A 17,476-nucleotide genomic window follows, 5' to 3' on the forward strand; every position below is an offset into this window, starting at 1 on the left:
TCTATGTAAAATAGGTTTAAATCGAATGTTAAGGTTTTGTAAATCCGTGCATTTTTTTGTATAAAAAAACGCCCACATGATGTGGGCGTTTCTGTTTAGTTAGCAGAAGACGAGGTGTTTTCTGCTTTTTCTTCGATTTTGTCTTTATTCTTTTGCTGAGTATCTTCTTTGTCCTGCTTCGATTTCAGCTCAAAATATTTATCCAATACTTCTCTGCCGATTTCGTTCGTAATGGTATATTTAGCGCTGTAATCTACATAAGCCCAAGGAACTACAACAGAGATGGCAACCTCAGGGTTATCAGCAGGCGCATAAGCAACAAGTGTTGTATTATAAGTACTTTCACCTGTTTTTGATTTATTTGGTCCGTCATAGAACGATTGTGCTGTTCCTGTTTTAGCAGCAGGTTTATAAGATGCTGAAGCAAATTGACTTGCCGCAGTTCCTTTAGTCGCGACTCGTCTAAACCCGGCTTGAACCTCTTTAATATAATCGCTTTTCATGTCCACTTTATTCAGCACTTCAGGCTGAACAGATTGTACGACCGCCCCGATTCCTTTTTCTGCATCAGGTTCCCTTACTTCTTTTACAAGCTGAGGTTTCAAGCGGTAGCCACCATTTGCGATTGTTGATACATATTGTGCTAGTTCGAGCGGTGTATACGTATCATATTGGCCGATAGCATAGTCTAGCAAGAATCCCGTCAATCTGCTTGTTCCTTTATAGCCTGTCATTTCATTTGGAAGGTCAATCCCAGTTTTTACACCAAGTCCAAATTGACTGAAATAATTCCGGAACGTATCAAAAGCCGTCGTATCAATCGGTAAAGCTTGATGCGGTTTATATTCACCTTTTCCAAGTGCGATTGCAGTTTTAAACATGAATACGTTTGAAGACTGCTCTAAGGCTCTTTGAATATTAACAGGTCCCAAAGTAGTCCACGATTTTTTGCCGTTTTTATCCTGGCCAATATATAATGGTTCATCCTGAAAAACTGTATTCAGATTGATGGCACCGGTTTGAAGACCTGTCAGTACAGTTGCGCCTTTGACAGCTGATCCCATAGCATAAGATGACGTCATATTCCCTAGTGCGTAATCATCAATTTTATATTTCCCGTTTTCTGTTTTAATCTGCTTACCCGCCATCGTCAGCACTTCGCCGTTTCTCGGGTCCATCATGACGACAAATGCCCGGTCTAACAATTCAGTACTTGGTCTTGCTTTAGCAGACTTGAGGTTTTTCTCAATGATTTTTTCAACTGATTTTTGCAAGTCAATGTCAATCGTAAGCACGAGATCTTTACCGGCTTTCCCTTCAGAAACGGTCTTTGTTCCCGTTACATTGCCATTTGAATCTGTGATATTTTCCACCTTAGCTTTTTGGCCTTGCAAAAGGCTTTCGTATTGATATTCTAAGTAGCTTTTTCCGACCCTGTCATTTCGGCTGTAGCCAAGCGACAGATAATGGTCGAGCAAGTTGGATGGCAATCCTTCATCAGAGCTTGATACACTTCCGAGCACTGAGCGGAGAAGATTTTTATACGGATATTCACGTTCCCAGTCTGACGTGACATCAACACCCGGGAGTTCATCTAAATGTTCACTTACAACTGCCATTTCTTTCGCTGATACATCTTCATTTTTGATGTATTGCGGCGTTAACGCATATCCGGAGTCCATCTGTCTTTTAATGGCGAGAATCTGCATGTCTTTATCAGTCAATTCATTCAGCTGCTTATCGGTAATCCGTTTTAGCTGGAGCTGGTATAAATCATCATCTGATAATTTTTTATTTTCCACTTGCTGTCTTTCCTTAGAAGTAATCAGCTTTTTCGCTTCTTTTGGTCTAGTCAAAATCCAATAATCTTTTTTATCCCGTTCTGTTACTTTTTTTGTATCGACTTTAATCATATCCGCCAGCTTTTTTGCGATTTTCAAACGCTGTTCTTGCGTTGTAGATTTAGATCTGGTGTATGTAATCGCATTTAAAGCCTTATTTGTTACAATGGCATTAAAATTCCGATCATAAATTTTCCCGCGCGGCACCGCCGAGCTGACTTCACTTTGTTCCTGCTGATTGGCTTGATTTTTGTAATCATCGCCTTGAACGATCTGCTTAATGCCAAGCTCCACAATAATCCAGGTGAATATAACAAAAGCGGCCAAAAATAAAATATTCAGCCGGATCGGAAGCGACTTCTTTTTCTCTTTATGATTTTGCTTTTTTTGTTTATTTCTCCTCATAACATCACCTTTTTCTATTTACAGAAAGAAAAGACACTCACGTAAGAGTGCCATTTTTCATTTTAAAGGTTTTTTCGACTTTTTTCTACAGATAACCCCTTATTGCCAAAAAATTATCTTTCGCCTTTTAAAAGGTTCGGTTCAGTCACCCGTTTGTGGCCGTCTTCTTCCATAGTTTCATTTTCCTCTTCTTTCTCTTTAAAACGAATATCCTTGACAAAGTAATAAATGAGCGGATGCCCGATGCCCAAGATGGCAAGCGACAACGGTATACCCATATCTTCTTTAAAAAGGGCCACGATAAGGAGAAAGCATAAAATCGAAACAATTCTGCCGGCGTTTAAAAACATTTCTCTCAGCACGATATATTCAATTCTCGCTTTTCTGGCATGTCTGGCCCGTCCTATGACATCATATGTAAGCGATACATAAGGCACGAGCAAAAGAGGATAGCCGATCGCAATAAACACGCCGTACGTCAATAATGTCGTAAAGCTCATATGAAAGAGTATCAAAAACAGCGCGCCATAGAGAATAAGGCCGCCCAGCAAAATTGATTTTTTACGGGCCTTCTTCTTGATCAGCCTTGAAGCAAAATAATAGGCAAAAAAGGAAACAGCAGAGTTGACGAGACCAAAGGTTCCGAGGGCCAGTTCGCTGTTTGTCTCAATAAACACAAAAACACTGATTAAAAAGACGAAAATCCCTTCTCTCAAGCCCTGAAAAAAATGCGCATTTGTAATTCGCCGCCAGTTCATATTAGTGTGGCGTTCTCCAAATACCTTACTCAGCATAAATTGGCCCTTTGATTCTCTCCGTTTTAGGAAGAAGCTCATCACGACAGCCAGTGCAAATAAACTGAGGGAGAGACTGAAAATGACAGTGTAACCCGTATTATTTTCAAGCCTTGAGATGACAAATCCTGCAACAATCGGACCAATCATTCCTGCAGATGAGGACAGGATGCCCATAAAGCCGTTGAAAAAATCCCGCGTATCAGGCTCTGTTATTTCAAAGGTGAGCACATTAAACGCGAGCCAGTAAAATCCATAGCCTACTCCGAGCACCGCTCCGATGAGAACAAGACGTGATGCTGCAGTTTCTCCAGCCAGCAGCACACTTAAATAAAATGCTGCTAAAAAAATCACTCCAAATCTAAGAATGAAAACCCGGTCTATTTTTTTGGCTAATCGGCCAGCTAAATAAAATGTTATCGGCTGCATCGTCACAATCGATAAGTTGTATATCGCCAAATCAATAAATTTTCCTGACTGCTTCCAGAGATACACATTCACAAATGTATTGGAAAGCGCAATTCCTAACGAGTAAAGACCGCCAACGGTCAGCAGAAGAAGTAATCCTTTATTTACATTTACATCTCCAATTACCTTTTTTAGTTTGCTCATTACTGACTCCCCTTTACTACCCCTTAGTCTGTCTCACTGAAACCGAGATATGTAAAGAGAAGACATAAAAAAACAAGGCCCTTTTATGAGGGCCTTGTTTTGCGTTATTATTTTGCTGCGCTGTAAAGACGAGCAACTTCGTCCCAGTTTACCACATTCCAGAAAGCTGAAATGTAATCAGGACGGCGGTTTTGATAGTTAAGGTAGTAAGCATGCTCCCAAACATCAAGACCTAGGATAGGCGTTTTGCCTTCAGAAAGCGGAGAATCTTGGTTTGGCGTGCTTGTGATTTCAAGTTTGCCGTTATTTACAACAAGCCATGCCCAGCCTGAACCGAAACGTCCAGCTGCTGCTGCAGCGAATTGTTCTTTGAATTTGTCCAAGCTTCCAAATACACTGTTGATCTCTTCAGCAAGCTCGCCAGTTGGCTCGCCACCGCCGTTTGGAGATAAAAGTGTCCAGAATAATTTGTGGTTCGCGTGTCCGCCGCCATTGTTGCGGACTGCTGTGCGGATGTTTTCAGGAACAGAATCTAGATCTGCAACAAGCTCTTCAACTGATTTGTTTGCAAGAGCAGTGTTTCCTTCAACCGCTTTGTTTAAATTTGTAACGTATGTGTTATGGTGCTTCGTATGGTGAATATTCATAGTTTCCTTGTCGATATGCGGTTCTAAAGCATCGTACGCATAAGGTAATTCTGGAAGTTCGTAAGCCATGATAATTCCTCCTTAATATATATGTACTGAAATGCCGCTTCACAGCGAGCCTTTCTTCATTCAATGTAACAAAAGAACGCCGTGTAATCAATGAAAAAGCTCACAATTTGGCTATTTCAGCAGACATATTTCACTTTAACCGTTACTTTGCCCCCTTAAACCTCCTGACAGCAATTCTTACAGGACAGTCCATAAAAAATATCCGATCATTAAAAGCTGAATAATTCCCTTTGCAATGACCCCCGTTAAAAAGCCGATCAATGAGCCTAGCCCAATTTTAAACGCTGATTTTACATCTTTTTGATGTACGATAAGCTCTGCGCAAACAGCTCCGATAAACGGCCCTAAAATAATCCCCGCAACCGGAATCACAAAGGGACCGATCAACAACCCGATCGTACTCCCCCAAATAGCAGCTTTGCTTCCGCCGAACCTCTTTACACCAAGCAGATTGGAAACGTAATCTGCGGCGAATAATACTGCGGCGAATACAGCTTCAACCAGCCAGAACATATAGGAATACGGACTGAAAGAAAACAAAAATCCGTATAATACAAAACCGGCAACGATAAATACAACACTTGGAATAACAGGATACACAAGCCCGATAAAAGCGATGATAAATAGTGCCGCGATCAACAGCCAATACAAAATATCCATAGAATCCATCCTCCTCATTATGCTTACATCTCTTATCTTACACTTCTGCCAATGCAGGTCTTCCTTGTATTCATACGCAGGCAACGATACAATAAGCAACATATATTGTATAGCTAGGAAGTGAAGACAGTGAATGTATTTCAGCTTTTCATCAAAAGTACATACTCTCCACGGGATATTGCAAAAACAAGATTTCAAGGAATCGGAAAAGCGATTCTTTATGTATTTTTGCTTTCTGTCCTTTTTGCGATCCCCACTGCTTATTATGTAAGCTCAGGGACCGTCCAATCTATGAACGGCTTTAAATCCGTTTTAAACAAAGATTTCCCTGATTTCACAATTTCAAACGGCAAACTTCAGACGGATGAAAAAAAAGCCACAGAATCAAAGGCAAACGGCTTTGTCATTGTGTTTGATCCGACGGATGCATATGGCACTGAACAAATCAAAGCAAAGCAAAACGCAATAGGTATACTTCAGGATAAGTTTGTTTTGGCCATTGACGGACAGGCCCAAGAGATGGCTTACTCAATGATGCCGTCAGATTTAACCAAAAAAGATGTCACTGCAGGGTTAAACCAAAATAAAACAATGATCGTGACTGTTCTCTCGGTACTCATTTTTCTCGTGACAGCGGCGGGAAAATTTATTGAGGTATCATTCTTGGCGCTTATCGGGCTAATCATAAAGAACGCTCAGCAAAAGCAGCTGTCCTACCAGCAGCTATGGAAGCTTTCTGCTTACTCCATTACCCTTTCAACAATATTTTTTACGATTATGCGTGCGTTAGAAACAACGGTGCCAAGTGAATTTTTAGTCAACTGGTTTGTTAACTTTGTCATCCTGTTTCTCGTATTAAAAGAGCTCCCGTCCAAAAAAGCTGTTGCTTAATTCGGAGACTGCCTTCGCAGTCTCTTTTCTTTTGTCATGAATCAACACGGACAAGCATACAATGTTATAAAAATTTTGTATGCGGGAGGCAAAATCAATGAAACGTCTCACTTTTGTATTCAGCATTCTCTTTATCCTTTTTATTATTTTTTATGATCTTAAAATTGGAACGATCCCCATTCAGAACCTCCCTGTCTATAAAGCATCGGCAAAAACAACTGTACAGGAAACAGCGTATAAAACGGTGACGGTAAAACCGGGTGACACGGTCATGTCAATTGTCGGGTCTGCAAGTTCCCCTGACGATATTGTAAAGGATTTTGAAACGCTTAATCCAAGTGTAAAAGCCAATACGATTCAAGCAGGAACAGCATACAAATTCCCGGTCTACCCATAATTAACGTTAATTTCTTGTCAGTTCGGCGAATACACTGTTACAATATAATTTGTAAAATACATTGACATACACCATACTAGGTTTATTCTATCTAGAAGCGGCAACTACAATTAAGGAGCGATTGACAAGTGAGTGAAATCACCCATCGTACAAAAACGCGTCCCGTTAAAGTGGGACCTTTAACAATAGGCGGTAACAATGAAGTCGTTATCCAAAGCATGACAACAACCAAAACACATGATGTAGAAGCAACGGTTGCGGAAATTAACCGGCTGGCTGAAGCCGGATGCCAAATCGTGCGGGTGGCTTGTCCGGATGAACGGGCGGCAAACGCCATTGCGGATATTAAAAAACGCATCTCCATTCCGCTCGTCGTTGACATTCATTTTGATTATAAGCTTGCGTTAAAAGCCATTGAAGGCGGCGCAGATAAAATACGAATCAACCCTGGCAACATCGGCCGCCGTGAAAAAGTCGAAGCGGTCGTTAAAGCGGCAAAAGAAAAAGGGATTCCAATCCGAATTGGTGTAAACGCAGGTTCATTGGAAAAACGGATTTTAGAAAAATACGGATATCCGACAGCAGACGGCATGGTAGAAAGCGCTCTTCATCACATTAAGATTCTTGAAGATCTAGATTTTCACGATATTATCGTCAGCATGAAGGCTTCTGACGTAAACCTTGCCATCGAGGCTTACGAAAAAGCGTCAAAAGCATTTGATTACCCGCTTCACCTCGGAATCACCGAGTCAGGAACGCTGTTTGCCGGTACAGTAAAAAGCGCAGCAGGACTTGGCGCGATTTTAAGCAAGGGCATCGGTAACACCCTGCGTATCTCATTAAGCGCAGACCCGGTTGAAGAGGTTAAAGTAGCGAGAGAGCTATTGAAATCCTTTGGTTTGGCCTCTAACGCTGCAACCCTCATCTCTTGCCCGACTTGCGGCCGTATCGAGATTGATTTGATCAGTATCGCCAACGAAGTGGAAGAATACATTTCTAAAGTGAAAGCGCCGATTAAAGTTGCCGTTCTCGGATGTGCGGTAAACGGCCCGGGTGAAGCGAGAGAAGCTGATATCGGCATCGCTGGAGCACGCGGCGAAGGTCTTCTGTTCCGAAAAGGTAAAATTGTCCGTAAGGTTCCAGAAGAAACAATGGTTGAAGAACTGAAAAAAGAAATCGACATACTTGCTGAAGAGCACTACGCAAAACTTGAGGCTGAAAAAGCGAAATTAGATGAAGAAACACAAAAAGCTTGACGGAAACCCGTCAAGCTTTTTTGTATTAGAAAAATGGAATAATAAATATTCCAAGCACTAATGAAACAACACCAATCCCCATAGCCCATGCACCCAGGCTTTGGGCTCCTCTTCTTCTTGCGATATAGCCGACAATAATACCGGCAGCTCCCAACAAAACAGGAAGAACAAACAATGAAATAATGGACAAGGCTAAAGCGATATACCCTATCCCCCGTCCTTCATTGACATTTCCGCCGCTGCGGTCATTCTCTTGGTCACCGCTTCGGTCAGAAGCACGGAAAGGCTCTGCAATTTCAGCAGCCGTTTCCTCAAAAAAACCATCATTGTCGCGGGTAATATTTGTTCCTTCAGAACCATGATCTACATAGTAACTGTTGTTATCACGTTTTTCGTAATCGTTTGCCACCTTCAATTCCCCCTTCTGTTTTATTAAAGGAGCTTTTATAGTTTGATCCATTTTTGCTGATTCATGTTTGCTAAACTTTTCTGGTAATGTTAATTGTTTATGTTACACTTGAAAGGATGAAACTGAAGGAGTGTGGGCATGTTACGGTTAGGAATAGATATTGACGGCACAATCACGGCTCAGGATACATTCGTCCCTTATTTAAACCGCTCGTTTAATCTTTCCATTTCATTAAACGATATGACGGATTATGATTTAACAAAACTGTTACATATTACACAGGAAGAATTTTGGGATTGGATGAATCAAAATGAAGCAATCATATATAAAGAAGCACTTCTTGCGCAGCATGCAAAACAGTCCCTTGACCTCCTCAAAGAGGAGCACCGGCTGATTTATATTACGGCGAGAAGGACTCATTTAAGCGATGTTACGTTCGAATGGTTTGACAGACAAAACATCCATTATGATCACATAGAGCTCGTGGGCGGGCATCATAAAGTCGAAGCGGTCAAAAAACATGACATCGACTTGTTTTTTGAGGATCATCACGGAAACGCAATGATGATTGCAAAAGAAGCCGGTATACCGGTGATTTTATTCAATTCGCCTTATAACCAGCTTCCGATCGATTCAAATATCATTAGAGTTAACAACTGGCTCGAAGCGGTTCAATGGATAAATGAAAATAAACATTATTTCATACGTGTGAAAAATTAAAAAAGGAGCCTGATCAGGCTCCTTTTTCTCTATCCTTAACTCTTACGCAGAAGGTTGATCTTGCTTTTCCTGTTCACAGCTTGGACATGTCCCGTAAATCTCAAATTTATGCCCGCTGATCTGATAGCCATCTAGATCATCATAGAGCTTATCCATCGGACAAGACTCAATTTCCTTTGTTTTGCCGCAAGCCAAGCAAATAAAGTGATGGTGATGATGAGTAAATGAGCATTTAAATCGGAACAGCTTTTCACCGGAGAGCTCAGTCGTTTCCAAAATACCTAGCTCTTCATATAAAGAAAGGTTTCTGTAAATCGTATCAAAGCTTAAACCGGGATAATCATCATTTAGTGCAGACAGTACATTTTTAGCGGTCAGATACCTGTCCGAATCAGCAAAAAGCTGAAGCATATCTTCCCGTTTGCTTGTATATTTATATCCGTTTTCTTTCAGTAAGTTCAGCGCTTCTTGTACGTTCATGAAGGGCCCCCCTTTTCGCTTTGCTTAAGAACGAACGTATCTTATATATCAAAAAGAAAATGGCAGCTGTCTGACCAGCAAGCCATTTTCTTTACTACTGATAAAATTATACCCATAAAATGAATAAAAGTAAATGAAAGCCTAGTGGATTGCGGTTTTGAATTTACCGCCTCTTGTTTCATGAGTATTCATAATTGTAATAAATGCATTATCATCGACTTCAAACACAATGGATTTGAGCTTGGTCACTTCCAGCCTTGTGACAACTGCATAAATCACATCTTTTTCCTCGTCTGTATAGCCGCCTTTTCCCTTCAGCTTCGTTGTTCCGCGTCCGAGACGGTGTAATATAGCGTCGGAAATCTCATCATACTGGTCCGAGACAATAATCACAGCTTTTGTTTCATCCAGCCCTTGGATGACCGCATCAATGGTTTTCATGGCAATGTAGTAAGTCATGAAAGAATACATAGCTTGCTCAGGACCGAACACAAAACCGGCCCAAATAAAGATAAATACATTGATGAGCATCACAAACTCACCAACTGAAAACGGCAGTTTTTTCGTTAGAAGGATACCGAGAATTTCTGTGCCGTCCATTGAACCACCGTTTCGAATTACCAGCCCGACACCAAAGCCGAGCAAAAGACCTCCGAATACTGTAGCCAGAATAGGCTGTGTCGTAATGGCTTCTACGTGGTGAAGCGAGGATTCGATTAAGGCAAGGCCGACAATCCCGATAACAGTAGAAACGAGGAAGGTCTTACCGATATATTTATATCCGAAGATCATAAAAGGAATGTTTAAGATGACAACGAATACAGCGAAATTCAGAAAGGGGTTTGACATAAAGAGGTGGTCTAAAATAAGTGATACACCGATAATGCCTCCATCAATAAAATCATTGGGGACTAAAAATAATTCAATACTTACCGCCGCAGACGCAGCTCCAATCAGAATCATGATGACCCTGAATATAAAATGGGTAAATGATTCTCTTTTGTGTTGTTTTGTTGGGGTCATAAAATCTCCTTTCCTGCAATAACTATTTTAAATAGACTATGACTCTATTTTACCATGAAATGCTGACACATTTTACTGATTTGCCCATACATTATGTCTGAGAGGTGGAATGTTCGATGATATTATTTCAAAGAATTATTTTGCAGAGGCTCAATCAAGCCACTGCTGAAGATTTATTGAAGTACTCTAAGCAATACGGAATCAGTCTGTCAAAACCGCAGGCAGTTGAAGTAGCAAACCTGTTATACGGGAAAAATGTGAATATTTTTAATGAGCAGGAACGTACGCGGCTGCTGAAACAAGTAGAATCCATTACTTCAAAAGAAACAGCTCAAACCGTTCATGAACTTTTCAAACAGTTCACAAGCTGAAAAAAGGGGGGGGAATTCAATCCCCCCCTTTTTTTATTGCTGTAAAATCTTTTCGAGTAATGTGTTGTCAAATTGCTTTTCTTTCAGCATTTGAATTTCAAAACGGTACGGCGGTTTTTTGTTCTTTTTATCTTCACCGACATACGGCGTTTCAAGGATTTTCGGAATGTCTTTTAACTGCTCATGATGAACGACATATTGCAATGCGTCAAACCCGATTTCCCCGAAGCCAATATTTTCATGACGGTCTTTTCTCGCGCCTTTGATATTTTTGCTGTCATTGATATGGAGCACTTTGATTCTGTCAATACCGACAATTTTATCGAACTCATTCAGCACTCCGTCAAAATCTTCGACAATATTGTAGCCGGCATCATGTGTATGGCATGTGTCAAAGCATACAGACAAATGCTCATTGTGTGTCACGCCATCAATAATTTGCGCAAGCTCTTCAAAGCTTCTGCCGCATTCAGATCCTTTGCCTGCCATTGTTTCTAATGCAATCTGCACATTTTGATTCGGATCAATGACTTCATTTAAGCCTTCAATGATTTTTTTAATGCCTTCTTCGGCTCCCGCCCCAACATGAGCACCCGGGTGAAGGACGATTTGCTTTGCGCCGATAGCAGCTGTCCGCTCAATTTCTGAGCGGAGAAAATCAACACCAAGCTCAAACGTAGCCGGATTGACCGTATTGCCAATATTAATAATATAAGGCGCGTGTACGATAATTTCGTCGATCCCGTTTTCCTGCATGTGAGCGCGGCCGGCTTCTATATTTAAGTCTTCAATTTTTTTTCGGCGCGTATTTTGCGGCGCACCTGTATAAATCATAAACGTGTTCGCCCCGTAAGAGACTGCTTCCTGACTCGCAGCCAGAAGCATATGTTTCCCGCTCATAGAGACGTGTGAACCTATTCTCAACAACCGGTTCCCCTACTTTCTTTTTTTAGATTGATTTCTTCGCTGTTTTTTCTTAATTTTCTCCATCTCGTAGCTCATTTTCTTTTTATATCCCGGCTTAACCTTCTTCGGCTTTTTCACGAGACGATGGGCGATTTCATCTGCTTCGTTTGGCGTCTTTTTACGCTTTTGGCGGCGCTGGCGGTCATCGCCTTTTTTCCATTCGCCTTTTTCAATCTCCAGGTAATCAAACTCAATACCCATTTTCTCAAGCTTCACCAATGCATCCTCATCAGAAAGCTCATAAATTGTCATGGCCTGTCCTGAAGAACCCGCGCGCGCTGTTCTGCCCACACGGTGAACATAGAAATCAAGATCATCCGGCAGCTCATAGTTGATGACATGGCTGACACCTTTAATATCAATACCTCTTGCGGCGAGGTCAGTTGCAATTACATAAGTGAATTCCAAATCATTAATCTGCTTCATGACTTTTTTCCGCTCACGAGGCGTTAAGCCGCCGTGCAGAAGTCCGATTTTCATACCTTTGCCCATCAAATATTTGGCAATATGGTCGGCAGTGTTTTTCGTATTGGCAAACACAATGCCTAAGTATGGGTTCAGATTAGTCATGATATCGAAAAGGAGCTTGTCCTTATCACGGTGCTTTGAAGGAATAAGAATATGCTCAATTTTTGCAGCAGTGACCTGTTTCGGCTCCACGTGGGCATATTTCGGATTTTCCATATATTTTTTCAAAAACGGTTTCAGCTTTTCCGGAATAGTTGCAGAGAACACAAGCATCTGCAGATTCTCCGGCATGCGTGAACCAATGTAATCAACGTCTGCAAGGAACCCCATATCCAGCATTAAATCCGCTTCATCAATAACAAGAGACTCAGCTTTATGAACACTTAATGCCTGTTCTTTGATTAAATCCGCAATCCGTCCCGGCGTTCCGACGACTAGATGCGGCTGCGTTTTCAGTTTATCAATGGCTTTCTGCTTATCTGTTCCTCCGATAAAACATTTCGAACGGATCGAATCGCCTTCTGCACCCTGCGTGATTTTCAGCGCTTCCTGATAAATTTGGTTGGCAAGCTCGCGCGTCGGAGCCGTGATGACCACCTGAACGACATCCTTAGCAGGATCAATTTTATTTAACAAAGGAAGTAAGTAAGCGTGAGTCTTTCCGGTTCCCGTCTGAGACTGTCCGATGACGCTTTCTTTTTTTAATACAGCAGGAATCAGCCTTTTTTGAATATCAGTCGGTTCATAAAAACCAAGGCGATGTACTGCATCTATAATAAACGGTTTCAATTCATACACATCAAATTTAGTTTCTTTCATTTTTCCCAGCTCCTTAAAGCGGCACATTATGTGTCCATCATCACATTATACCCGATTTACGTTAAAAACACCACGTTTGGAAGGCGTTTGTTTTATTCAGATAAGGAAAGCAAATACCGAAACCCATGCATATTGTAATAGCAGAGAGAACTGAAAGGAGGTACAAGTATGTTTTCACAGCAGCAGCCAATGAGAAACTATCCGCAGCCCGGTCCGCCCCGCCCTATGCAAAACCAGCGCATGATGGGAAGAACAGCGCCTGAAATGCGAAGACCTTCATTTGGTCCGCCGCAGCAAGGTTTCCAGCAATCAGGGCAGCAATTTCTTCCTCAGCCAAACGCTGGAGCAAGAAATGGGGCGGGCACAGGCTTAAAAGGGATGCTGTCCAAATTTTTGCCCGGCGCAGGAGGCACAGGGGCACCCGGAGCAGCCGCAGGCGGAGGAGCAGGTCTGCAAGGCATTCAAAATCTCGCCAATCCGGCATCGTTATCCAGTATGCTCAACAATGTGCAAAAAGTGCTCGGCATGGCGCAGCAAGTCACCCCTATGATCCAGCAGTACGGACCCTTAGTCCGCAATCTGCCGGCAATGATAAAGCTTTACAGTCAATTAAGCAAAAACGATGATACAGAGGGCACTGAAGAAGAAACGAAGACAGAATCGGAAGAAAGTGCAGAAACAGAAAAGAAAACTGCGTCCAACGACTCTGCCGAAAAGAAAAAATCAAAAGCAAGCAGTTCATCACCTGCAAAAAAAACAGAAGCACCGGACTTGAAGGAACAAGAATCAAAAACATCTGTCTCAAAGAAAAAGGAAACGCCCTCTCCTTCCCCGAAAAAAACATCAGGCAGTTCAAAGCCGAGATTATATATTTAACATTCTTTGATATCTGGAGTGAGTTTGGCTATAATGGAGATCAGAAGAATGCAAGATTAGAGCCGTTTGATTACGGCTTTTTATATTGCCTTTACTCACTTCTGTATTGGAGGACAACCGAAAATGGACGTAATTAAAATTTCGCCGCGCGGCTATTGCTATGGTGTTGTTGACGCTATGGTAATCGCTAAAAACGCGGCACTGGATAAAAGCTTGCCAAGACCCATTTATATACTCGGGATGATTGTTCATAATAAACACGTCACTGATGCGTTTGAGGAAGATGGCATTTATACATTGGACGGCGCTAATCGACTGGACATCCTGAAGCAGGTTGACAAAGGAACTGTCATTTTCACAGCTCACGGCGTTTCTCCCGAGGTTAGACGAATCGCCGAAGAAAAAGGATTAGTCGCAATAGATGCTACATGTCCGGATGTAACGAAAACACACAATTTAATCTTAGAAATGAAAGAAAAAGGATACCACGTAATCTATATCGGCAAAAAAGGCCATCCGGAGCCGGAAGGAGCGGTTGGCGTTGCGCCTGATATCGTTCACTTGGTTGAAACGCCGGAAGATGTCAAAAATCTCGATATCCAAGCTGAAAAATTGATCGTAACAAACCAAACGACAATGTCTCAATGGGATGTTCACGATATTATGGAGCTTGTGAAGGAAAAATATCCTCACGTTGAATATCACCAAGAGATTTGCCTGGCTACTCAGGTACGGCAGGAAGCTGTATCGGAACAGGCGAAAAAAGCGGACTTAACGATCGTTGTCGGCGACCCGAAAAGCAACAATTCAAACCGGCTCGCTCAAGTGTCAGAGGAAATAGCCGGAACAAAAGCGTACCGAATCGGCGATCTAAGCGAATTAAAATTGGAATGGCTTAAAGGCGTAAATACCGTTGCCGTTACTGCCGGAGCTTCAACACCGACACCGATCACCAAAGAAGTAATTCGCTTTTTAGAACAGTTCGATCATGAAGACCCATCAACTTGGACAATCGAACACAATGTTCCGCTCAAAAAAATCCTTCCGAAAGTGAAAGCAAAAAACTGAGGCCCTCACAGCCTCAGTTTTTTTTATAGAAAAGTAAATGGATTTGTATCCGTTTCAGAAATAAAGATATTGACGTTTACTTTTTTATCCTTACACATTGACGTCAGTTTTTTTGTGACGCCTTCTTTCATGATTTTTTCAGCGTAATGGCCTGGATCAATGACATTCAGACCAAGCATCATCGCATCATGGGCAACATGGAAATATAGATCACCTGTAACGTAAACATCTGCGCCTTTTCGTTTTGCCTGGTGAATATACTTGTTCCCGTCTCCTCCGAGAACAGCTACTTTCTTCACCATGCTGTCAGCCTGTCCCACCATTCTGACGCCGTTCACTTGAAGCTTGTCTTTCACAAACAAAGCGAATTCCTGAAGCGTCATTTCATTTTTAAGTGTTCCGACACGGCCTAGCCCTTTTTCAGCTGGTGACTGTTCGACAGGATAAACATCATAAGCCACTTCTTCATATGGATGGCTTTTTATCATTGCGTTTATAACGGCTTTTTCTATGCTTTTAGGAAACACAGTCTCCAGTCTGACTTCATGAACGAGCTCAAGCTCTCCTACCTCTCCGATAAAAGGCTGTGCGCCGTCCAGTGGCTTAAAGCTGCCAATGCCCTCAGATGAAAACGCACAATGGCTGTAGTCACCGATATGGCCTGCCCCCGCATTTCCCAGCGCTCCTCTGACCTGCTCCTCATATTCTTTCGGCACGTATACGACCAGCTTTTTAAGAGGATCGGTATAAGTAGGGGCCAATACTTCAGTTTCACTCAGCTCCAAGGCCTCAGCAAGCAGATCATTTACGCCGCCATCAGCAACATCTAAGTTAGTATGCGCCGCATAGACAGCGATATCATGCTTCAAACACTTTTCAATCAGCCTTCCGCCGGGCTGATCAGTTGAAATATGCTTTAGCGGCCGGAAAATAGGAGGATGGTGCGCAATGATTAAATCAACATCTTTTTCAATCGCTTCATCGACAACGCTTTCCAATACATCCAGCGTAACCATCACATTTTTAACCGGTTTATTTAAACTGCCGATTTGCAGACCGATTTTATCGCCCTCAACTGCATAGGCTTTCGGAGAAAATTGTTCAAACAGCTGGATGACTTGCTGTCCGTTTACCGTTTTAGCCATGATCGATAACCTCCTTTAATAGCTTCATTCGATCGGTTAGTTCCTTCAATTTCTGTTTGTTATCTTCAGATGTTGCAGCACGGCTGATCTGTTCATATATATTTTGAGTATGCTGAAGCTCTTGTGTCCATTTTTTCAAAAATACAGCATTCTTTTCTTTTGCCAAAAATGGGCCTACGAGCATTCCGGCCGGCAAAGAAATTCCTGCATAAGCTGCATCTCTGTCTCCGGATTCGGCGACAAGTACCTCATAGCACTTTCCGTCTTCCTCAAGAATCACTTCATCAATAAGTGCGTATCCTTCTTTATACAGCCACTCTCTAATATGAACGGCATGAATATTCGGCTGTAAAATAAGCCGTTCTTTACCTGTCAGTTTTTCTTTGCCTGCTTCTAAAATATGAGCGATCAGTGACCCGCCCATTCCGGCAATTGTTATGGCGTCAGCCTCACCTTTCTGAAGCACTTCCAGGCCGTCTCCTTGCCTTACCGTTATGTGTGCGCTTAAGCCCGATTTTTCGATCTGCCGTTTGGCAGATAAGAATGGACCGTCTGTTATTTCTCCAGCAATAGCTTTGCTGGCTTTATGATTCAGCACCGCATAACAGGGAAGGTAAGCATGGTCAGAACCAATATCCGCTACTACTGCTCCATCCGGTATGTACTCCGCTACTGTTTGTAATCGTTTTGATAATTTTAATTCGTTCACTAGTCATCACAACTTTTCTCAATCATTTTTTCCTTTTCTATCATATAAAAAATCAGCCCAGAATCCAAGCTGAGTGAATGATTTTCAGTTTATTTCTTTGCAGGATGACGGACAAAAATAAAAGGCTGTCGAGAACATCTCGGCGGCCTGAGAACGTATAAGGAGAAAGATACATCCTTTATTTAATTTTAGACACCCATTCTGCCATGTCATCAAGCTTATCAGCCGGAACAAGACCGGAAGGCATTCCGTTACCGCCTTTTTCAATCTTTGTTTTGATTTCAGCGACATCCTTCTTATCTCCTACACCTTTTAAACTCGGACCCGAAACTCCTTCATAATTTTCCCCGTGACACGCGATACAATTTGCCTTGTAAATGTCTTCCGGTGAAGCGTTCGCATCATCTTTTTCAGCAGACTTGCTTTCTCCCCCGCTCGCAATCTCGCGAGAGTCATCAAGCCCCTTTACTGATAAAAAGAAAGTCAGACCAATTCCTAAAACAGCGATCAGTAAAAATGGAATAAGCGGATTCCATTTCATTTCCCTTCCCCCTTTATGATCCTTCCCCCTATGTAAACACTTCTAATTCTAACTTATTTTTACAAAAAGTAAATGGATTGGCATACAAAAGTTTTTTATTCACACTTTATACAAAATTGAATCAAAACATGCCTATTTCTCTAACATTCCTTTTATTCTATTGTATAATGTATTGTATACGCTTACAATAGAAAATATGGATTGGTATATTGAAATTTTTCATTACAATGTTCATTTGCAAATGACATCATTTTTCAGTAAAATAAAGGCATATTATCCATATATCTTTTTAAAAAAAGAAGAACGGAT

Annotated in this window: 19 protein-coding genes; 7 read left to right on the top strand and 12 right to left on the bottom strand. The window is 41.8% G+C overall.

The features are described 5' to 3' along the window. Nucleotides 1-95: 95 nt before the first annotated feature. The 4 genes from pbpA to NYE43_RS12530 all read right to left on the bottom strand — a co-directional run bounded on the left by pbpA (nt 96) and on the right by NYE43_RS12530 (nt 5,028). Nucleotides 96-2,246 (bottom strand): penicillin-binding protein 2A, encoded by a 2,151-nt coding sequence (gene pbpA / locus NYE43_RS12515; protein ID WP_339233359.1) that lies wholly within the window; start codon nt 2,244-2,246, stop codon nt 96-98. 113 nt (nt 2,247-2,359) lie between these two features. Next, entirely contained in the window at nt 2,360-3,652 is a 1,293-nt protein-coding gene (locus tag NYE43_RS12520; RefSeq protein WP_024122070.1) for an MFS transporter, read from the bottom strand. Between the two features lie 107 nt (nt 3,653-3,759). Then, on the bottom strand, nt 3,760-4,368 hold the full coding sequence (gene sodA, locus NYE43_RS12525; protein WP_024122071.1) for a superoxide dismutase SodA: 609 nt from the start codon (nt 4,366-4,368) through the stop codon (nt 3,760-3,762). A gap of 177 nt (nt 4,369-4,545) precedes the next feature. Then, entirely contained in the window at nt 4,546-5,028 is a 483-nt protein-coding gene (locus NYE43_RS12530) for a DUF456 domain-containing protein (RefSeq protein ID WP_010334953.1), read from the bottom strand. Nucleotides 5,029-5,157: 129 nt separating this feature from the next. Here NYE43_RS12530 and NYE43_RS12535 point away from each other — a divergent pair, with 129 nt between their 5' ends. The 3 genes from NYE43_RS12535 (at nt 5,158) to ispG (ending at nt 7,572) form a co-directional block, all read left to right on the top strand. Then, the gene (locus NYE43_RS12535; RefSeq protein WP_024122072.1) at nt 5,158-5,919 is read left to right on the top strand and encodes a DUF1189 domain-containing protein; all 762 of its coding nucleotides are present in this window, start codon (nt 5,158-5,160) and stop codon (nt 5,917-5,919) included. A gap of 97 nt (nt 5,920-6,016) precedes the next feature. Beyond that, nucleotides 6,017-6,316, top strand: a complete 300-nt coding sequence (locus NYE43_RS12540; protein ID WP_024122073.1) for a LysM peptidoglycan-binding domain-containing protein — start codon at nt 6,017-6,019, stop codon at nt 6,314-6,316. A 137-nt stretch (nt 6,317-6,453) separates the two neighbouring features. Next, nucleotides 6,454-7,572 carry a flavodoxin-dependent (E)-4-hydroxy-3-methylbut-2-enyl-diphosphate synthase gene (ispG, locus tag NYE43_RS12545; protein WP_173400513.1) on the top strand — a complete coding sequence of 373 codons (1,119 nt, stop codon included), beginning with the start codon at nt 6,454-6,456 and terminating at the stop codon, nt 7,570-7,572. A 25-nt stretch (nt 7,573-7,597) separates the two neighbouring features. Here ispG and NYE43_RS12550 read toward each other — a convergent pair whose 3' ends face one another. Then, on the bottom strand, nt 7,598-7,987 hold the full coding sequence (locus tag NYE43_RS12550; protein ID WP_082687864.1) for a DUF308 domain-containing protein: 390 nt from the start codon (nt 7,985-7,987) through the stop codon (nt 7,598-7,600). A 132-nt stretch (nt 7,988-8,119) separates the two neighbouring features. On the opposite strand from NYE43_RS12550, the gene NYE43_RS12555 reads away from it, so the two are divergent. Beyond that, nucleotides 8,120-8,701 carry a nucleotidase gene (locus NYE43_RS12555; RefSeq protein ID WP_024122075.1) on the top strand — a complete coding sequence of 194 codons (582 nt, stop codon included), beginning with the start codon at nt 8,120-8,122 and terminating at the stop codon, nt 8,699-8,701. Nucleotides 8,702-8,743: 42 nt separating this feature from the next. On the opposite strand, the gene NYE43_RS12560 is transcribed toward NYE43_RS12555, so the two are convergent. Together NYE43_RS12560 and NYE43_RS12565 are read right to left on the bottom strand one after the other, a co-directional pair. Then, nucleotides 8,744-9,181: a Fur family transcriptional regulator gene (locus NYE43_RS12560; protein ID WP_010334964.1), complete on the bottom strand. Its 438-nt coding sequence runs from the start codon at nt 9,179-9,181 to the stop codon at nt 8,744-8,746. A gap of 141 nt (nt 9,182-9,322) precedes the next feature. Next, nucleotides 9,323-10,204, bottom strand: coding sequence for a YitT family protein (locus NYE43_RS12565; RefSeq protein WP_010334965.1), 882 nt, complete (start codon nt 10,202-10,204; stop codon nt 9,323-9,325). 116 nt (nt 10,205-10,320) lie between these two features. Here NYE43_RS12565 and NYE43_RS12570 point away from each other — a divergent pair, with 116 nt between their 5' ends. Further along, nucleotides 10,321-10,575, top strand: coding sequence for a DUF2624 domain-containing protein (locus NYE43_RS12570; RefSeq protein ID WP_024122076.1), 255 nt, complete (start codon nt 10,321-10,323; stop codon nt 10,573-10,575). A gap of 33 nt (nt 10,576-10,608) precedes the next feature. Here NYE43_RS12570 and NYE43_RS12575 read toward each other — a convergent pair whose 3' ends face one another. Both NYE43_RS12575 and cshB read right to left on the bottom strand, forming a co-directional pair. Beyond that, nucleotides 10,609-11,502 carry a deoxyribonuclease IV gene (locus NYE43_RS12575; protein WP_024122077.1) on the bottom strand — a complete coding sequence of 298 codons (894 nt, stop codon included), beginning with the start codon at nt 11,500-11,502 and terminating at the stop codon, nt 10,609-10,611. 9 nt (nt 11,503-11,511) lie between these two features. After that, the gene (gene cshB, locus NYE43_RS12580) at nt 11,512-12,828 is read right to left on the bottom strand and encodes a DEAD-box ATP-dependent RNA helicase CshB (protein ID WP_341062091.1); all 1,317 of its coding nucleotides are present in this window, start codon (nt 12,826-12,828) and stop codon (nt 11,512-11,514) included. A gap of 168 nt (nt 12,829-12,996) precedes the next feature. On the opposite strand from cshB, the gene vrrA reads away from it, so the two are divergent. Both vrrA and NYE43_RS12590 read left to right on the top strand, forming a co-directional pair. Then, nucleotides 12,997-13,704 (top strand): VrrA/YqfQ family protein, encoded by a 708-nt coding sequence (gene vrrA / locus NYE43_RS12585; RefSeq protein ID WP_326366128.1) that lies wholly within the window; start codon nt 12,997-12,999, stop codon nt 13,702-13,704. A 123-nt stretch (nt 13,705-13,827) separates the two neighbouring features. Next, a complete protein-coding gene (locus tag NYE43_RS12590; RefSeq protein WP_101864539.1) occupies nt 13,828-14,772 on the top strand; it encodes a 4-hydroxy-3-methylbut-2-enyl diphosphate reductase in 945 nt (314 codons plus the stop codon). A gap of 23 nt (nt 14,773-14,795) precedes the next feature. On the opposite strand, the gene NYE43_RS12595 is transcribed toward NYE43_RS12590, so the two are convergent. The 3 genes from NYE43_RS12595 to cccA all read right to left on the bottom strand — a co-directional run bounded on the left by NYE43_RS12595 (nt 14,796) and on the right by cccA (nt 17,167). Continuing rightward, the gene (locus NYE43_RS12595) at nt 14,796-15,917 is read right to left on the bottom strand and encodes a Nif3-like dinuclear metal center hexameric protein (protein WP_341062095.1); all 1,122 of its coding nucleotides are present in this window, start codon (nt 15,915-15,917) and stop codon (nt 14,796-14,798) included. After that, the gene (gene trmK, locus NYE43_RS12600) at nt 15,910-16,578 is read right to left on the bottom strand and encodes a tRNA (adenine(22)-N(1))-methyltransferase TrmK (protein ID WP_340928147.1); all 669 of its coding nucleotides are present in this window, start codon (nt 16,576-16,578) and stop codon (nt 15,910-15,912) included. The genes NYE43_RS12595 and trmK overlap by 8 nt, the downstream gene beginning before the upstream one ends. A gap of 226 nt (nt 16,579-16,804) precedes the next feature. After that, a complete protein-coding gene (gene cccA / locus NYE43_RS12605) occupies nt 16,805-17,167 on the bottom strand; it encodes a cytochrome c550 (RefSeq protein WP_003237051.1) in 363 nt (120 codons plus the stop codon). Between the last annotated feature and the right edge of the window lie 309 nt (nt 17,168-17,476).

Origin of the sequence: Bacillus sp. FSL R5-0434, from assembly GCF_038004745.1 — a bacterium.
Lineage (GTDB): Bacteria > Bacillota > Bacilli > Bacillales > Bacillaceae > Bacillus > Bacillus halotolerans.